This is a genomic window from uncultured Clostridium sp., from assembly GCF_947072515.1.
Lineage (GTDB): Bacteria > Bacillota > Clostridia > Clostridiales > Clostridiaceae > Clostridium.
This window is the reverse complement of sequence record NZ_CAMTIG010000112.1, coordinates 1-4,657: the sequence shown is the minus strand read 5'-3', so window position 1 is coordinate 4,657 and position 4,657 is coordinate 1. Positions and strand designations below refer to the sequence as shown.

Genomic DNA, 4,657 nt, shown 5'->3' with positions numbered 1-4,657 from the left:
ACCTATAAGCGAAGGCACTTTTTATAAGTGTCCACTTTATAGGTTCCATTTTATACCAATATCGCTCTTTTTATTTTTTAAGGATAGCATATTATCACCTTCAACAGTACTAAATACTTGGAAGAAGCTTGGGATTTCTATAGTTACTTCATGAAATGAAAGTCTATTTAAAGTAAAGTTTTCAGTTATTTGGCTATCTTCATTATTAAAACTTCCTTTGATATGACCAACAGAATTAGGATCAGTCTTTTTAGACTCTTCTACGTCATTACCATATGGTTGATTATTAGAATCTAAGTAAATTGCAGTAACGGGAGTATCATCTTTATCGGAATTAGAAACTAAGAAATATCCACTACCTAAAGCAAGAACTAATCCACCTATAACACCGAGAGTAATCTTATTTTTATTTTTCATAATATAACCTCCATAAAATTCTAATTAATATAAATTTTACAATATATTAGAAGTAATATACAAGTTGTGTAAATAAGTAAAATCTCAATAGAATTTACCTTTATATATTAAAAAAGTAAAAATAAGAATAAAGATAATAGGTAGACTTAGTAAATTGCTTTAGTGGTTATTAAAAATTGATAATTGTAAGCCAAAAACATATTGATGTAATAAGAGAAAGCGGTGTCATAATATACTTTTCTTTTTTGCTTTTGGAAAAAAGATTTGAAATTACTTTTATGGATAAATAAGTTGCAATAAAAGAGAAAATGAATTTTGACATATGAAGTGGTATTCCAGTTGTAATAAATCCACCAATCTCTAATATAATTATCATGGCAAATAACTGAATAATTAAGGATATACCACTAAAAATTCTTAGTTTATTTGGCAACACTTTATAGTTTCCACCTAAGGTATATTCACCTAAAGGCATACCTAGTGTAACTAAGAATGTTAAAACTAAATTGGCTCCAAAAAGAATAATACATAATATTGAACTCATAAAAACTCCTTTAGATATTTTGAAATTTTGTATTTAGAACTAATTAATATTATATTAACATATTTTAACTAATATTCTATTATGTGTTATTTATGTATTGTAAAATATAAAAGAAAATTTTAAAATTAATAAGTATAGTAAGTCCACTAGGTAGGAAGTGTATTTTTAGATAGAGTTCGATATTACCTATAATTTAATATTAATTAACGATAAATAGTTGATACTAAGACATCAATAAATAGAAGTCCTTTTGCATAAATATCAAAGGTATTATTAGAAAAGCACCAAGAAGCCATTAAGCCTCTAATAGAGCTTTCTAAATAAAGAAAAGAATCTTCAATAGAGTAAAGTAATTTATCTTTATCTAAAATTAATAAGTCTTTTAAATTATTTGAAAATGTTCTTTTTTCTAAGTGATGGCTTAATCCATTACTACATTCATTTAAGTTTAATGTATAAGCAAGACAAGTGATTTCATAGCCTATATTTTTTGAAAACTCTAATTGTAAAAGTAAAAAATTTTTAATTTTTTCTTTAGTAGAAGATAATTCATTAGAAAGAAGAAGATCTTTATATTTAGGAATAATATATTCTTCCATATTTATATAATAACTTTCACGAATTATATCTTCTTTAGATTTATAATGAACATAAAATCCACCTTTTGAAACTTCTGCATTTAGGCAGATTTTATCAACAGTAACATTTTTATAGCCATGTGTACTTATTAAATCTACAGCGGTTTTAAAAATTTTAGCTTTAGTTAATTGACCTTGTTCTTTTTTAGATAATTTTGGTTCCATAATTTTTAATCTCCTTGAAAAAATATATTTCATATGTTATGGTGACTATAGTCACTATAATAGAACAAAAGAGAAGGAGATGCAATATGTTTATTATTAATTTAGAATATAAAAAAGACTTAAAAGAAGTAGAAAAATATTTAGAGGAGCATAGAGCTTACTTAGATAAGAACTATGCAAATGGAAATTTTATAGCATCAGGAAGAAAAAATCCTAGAACAGGCGGAATAATTTTAGTTAAAGGTAATATAAAAAAAGATATTTGGGATATAGTGAAAGAAGATCCTTTTTATAGAGAAAAAATAGTAGAGATTTCAATTATAGAATTTGAAGCAAGTAAAACTTGCGAAGCGCTAAAGAGCTTATAATTTTTAAGAGCAGTAAAAGTTTTATTTTACTGCTCTTATTACTTAGTTATAATTATGAAATGGTAGTGATATTTTCAATTGAAATAATAGTTTTATGTTTTCAAATAAAACTATTCTATTTAAAGGTTCTTTATTAGGTGGATAAAATGTAAAAGATAAACTACTTGTTGTAATTAAATATTTATAATAAAATTTTTAAATTTCCTAATAAATATTTAAAAATAAAACTCTAAAAATAAATTTCTGGAAAGGAATTATAGTAAAAATAAAATTTTGAAGATATTAAATACAGCAAGTTTAAAATGATTTTATGTATTGAATAAAGTAAGCTTTAAAAGGTAACAAAAGAACATTTAATAAATATTCATTTTAAATTCCTATAAAATCTATAATTATCCATTAAAATAAATTTATGGATTAAGAGTAAGGAAAGGGGATTATAATATGAATGTATCTATTCTAGAAAAATACGATAATTTAATTTTAAGAAATATTAAAAGTGACAAATTAAAATATGTTTTATTAATGCTACCATATAAATTACCTATAGTTATAATTTTAGCTATATTACTAACAACTAAGATATTATCATTTAAATTTTTTTTAGTAATAATAGGTGGAATTGCTATTTTAAAGTTTATAACAAAGGGAGAAAAGTATGAGAATAAAAAATAATTATTATAGAATTGGATTAATAAGTTTCATTATATTTTTATTATCAAATGCACCATTTTTGAACTTTAATATGAGAGGAATAGATTTTATTAGAGGGCTCGGAGCTGGAATAGGAATAGGATTTATGATTTTAGGAGTTTTAATAGAGCAGAATAAATTAAAAGAAGTAAAAAATAGAAAGAAAATTATAATAAATAAATTATTTCATTAATATATAGATAAATTTATCTAAATTTAAAATAATTAAGCTTAGTGAGATAGTAGATATAAATGAGAACTTTATTAAAAAATTTAAAGAAAATTTGATAAATAAACTAACATCATTAGGTCTTAATCCTTCGGAAGTATTTGATTTAAATAACTTGGGAAAATTATTAAAGAGTTCGGATGTTGTAAGTGATTATTTACCAGAGGTACAATCTTATTTTACAAAAAATCAATTAACAATTATATTAAGTGTACCACATGCATTAGGTGATTATATTGAAGTGGTATTAAAATAAAAAAATAATGATTTTGGAAATTTTTCAAAATCATTATTTTATTCTCAAAAAGGGTAGGAGTAAGATACTCTATATTGACTAGGAGTGAGTTAGAGCTGTAGGGGAAAGAGATAAAACAGGTACCTTAGGAGGAATTTTCTATGGAAGAAAATAATGAAGAGTTGGCTGAAGAAGGTTTATTGCTTATTTATAGAGGATTTACAAGTTTTGCAGGTTTAAGGACTTATGAAATTTATATTAATGATGAATTAGTAAGAGAAATAAATATGGGCGAAACGTATGAATTTAAGTTACCTTTAGGGACGTATAAAATTAAAGCAAAAATTGATTGGTGTAGTAGTAAGAGTATTGATATAGAAGTAAAAAAAGATGAGGTTCAAATTTTGAAAATTGGAAATTTTAAAGCTCCAGCTTTAATTACTATGTTTATACCTAAACGTACAATATATTTAAAAAAAGAAAATATCGATTTAAATATTTTAGATTTACAAAGTTTTAAAGGTAAAAGTTTTATTGATAGAACTAAGGATTTAGATAATAAAATAATAAGGATTAGTGGGAGATGTTTTTCAGTTGAAGAATCGAAAAATATCTTTAAGAATGTAGTAGAGTTTCCAAAGGAAACTAATATAAATAAATTTGCACTTACGTCAATAAGAAAAAGGCTTATAGTTGTTGAAATAGCTATTATATTTATAATTTTAGTTTTAAATAGATTTAATATAGATATAGCACTTCACACTATAATAGGTAGCATAGTAGGAACAATAATCCTGTACTGTCTGTTTAGACCAGCAATTGCACCAAAAAAGTAAAATATTGTAAAAGTATTTATATTTAATGTTGAATTCAAGTTAATTAAAAAGAAGGAATTAGTGAGAAGTTATATTTATAATAATATGGAGCTAATTAATGATAATTATAATTTTACTAAAATAGAGTTATTGAAAAAGGAGCTGTCTCGTAAATGATTTTTAATCATTTACGTAGACGCTTCTTTTTTTTTCAATTAGTACAACTGATAGTCTATTTTCGGTAGAAATTTTCTGGGAAAAACTTTTTTTGAAACACCACAAATAGAAGGGTTGACACCCTTCTATTTGTAACAAATTATTCCATTACGCTGTTTTCATATTATGCAATAATATTCCATTTCTTTTTTGAAGTGTTTTATTAAACAATTTTTTAATGTCATATGCAAAACATAAAAGCATAAATTCTATCTTTATATTTTTCTTTCCCCTAAGTAAAAATCGCCTAAAAGAATAATCTTGTTTTAAAACTCCAAATGCACTGGATTTATGTCAATATCCTGGACACTAAAATTCGAACTATACTAAGCTGTAG

Annotated in this window: 8 protein-coding genes and 1 pseudogene; 5 read left to right on the top strand and 4 right to left on the bottom strand. The window is 23.8% G+C overall.

Annotated elements, in window-relative coordinates:
* Positions 1-36 precede the first annotated feature (36 nt).
* The 3 genes from Q0W06_RS19240 to Q0W06_RS19230 form a co-directional block, all read right to left on the bottom strand.
* Entirely contained in the window at positions 37-417 is a 381-nt protein-coding gene (locus tag Q0W06_RS19240) for a hypothetical protein (protein WP_297639698.1), read from the bottom strand.
* 169 nt (positions 418-586) lie between these two features.
* On the bottom strand, positions 587-961 hold the full coding sequence (locus tag Q0W06_RS19235) for a hypothetical protein (RefSeq protein ID WP_297639696.1): 375 nt from the start codon (positions 959-961) through the stop codon (positions 587-589).
* Positions 962-1,164: 203 nt separating this feature from the next.
* Positions 1,165-1,764: a TetR/AcrR family transcriptional regulator gene (locus Q0W06_RS19230; RefSeq protein WP_297639694.1), complete on the bottom strand. Its 600-nt coding sequence runs from the start codon at positions 1,762-1,764 to the stop codon at positions 1,165-1,167.
* A gap of 86 nt (positions 1,765-1,850) precedes the next feature.
* On the opposite strand from Q0W06_RS19230, the gene Q0W06_RS19225 reads away from it, so the two are divergent.
* From Q0W06_RS19225 to Q0W06_RS19205, 5 genes are all read left to right on the top strand, one after another.
* Positions 1,851-2,132: a YciI family protein gene (locus Q0W06_RS19225; RefSeq protein WP_297639691.1), complete on the top strand. Its 282-nt coding sequence runs from the start codon at positions 1,851-1,853 to the stop codon at positions 2,130-2,132.
* A 444-nt stretch (positions 2,133-2,576) separates the two neighbouring features.
* The gene (locus Q0W06_RS19220; protein ID WP_297639689.1) at positions 2,577-2,807 is read left to right on the top strand and encodes a hypothetical protein; all 231 of its coding nucleotides are present in this window, start codon (positions 2,577-2,579) and stop codon (positions 2,805-2,807) included.
* Positions 2,791-3,018: a hypothetical protein gene (locus Q0W06_RS19215; RefSeq protein WP_297639687.1), complete on the top strand. Its 228-nt coding sequence runs from the start codon at positions 2,791-2,793 to the stop codon at positions 3,016-3,018. The genes Q0W06_RS19220 and Q0W06_RS19215 overlap by 17 nt, the downstream gene beginning before the upstream one ends.
* 91 nt (positions 3,019-3,109) lie before the next feature.
* Positions 3,110-3,310, top strand: a complete 201-nt coding sequence (locus Q0W06_RS19210; protein ID WP_297639685.1) for a hypothetical protein — start codon at positions 3,110-3,112, stop codon at positions 3,308-3,310.
* 140 nt (positions 3,311-3,450) lie between these two features.
* Positions 3,451-4,125, top strand: coding sequence for a hypothetical protein (locus tag Q0W06_RS19205; protein ID WP_297639682.1), 675 nt, complete (start codon positions 3,451-3,453; stop codon positions 4,123-4,125).
* 303 nt (positions 4,126-4,428) lie between these two features.
* On the opposite strand, the pseudogene Q0W06_RS19200 reads toward Q0W06_RS19205, so the two are convergent.
* Positions 4,429-4,602 (bottom strand): annotated as a pseudogene (locus Q0W06_RS19200) (transposase); the annotation flags it as partial.
* Positions 4,603-4,657 lie beyond the last annotated feature (55 nt).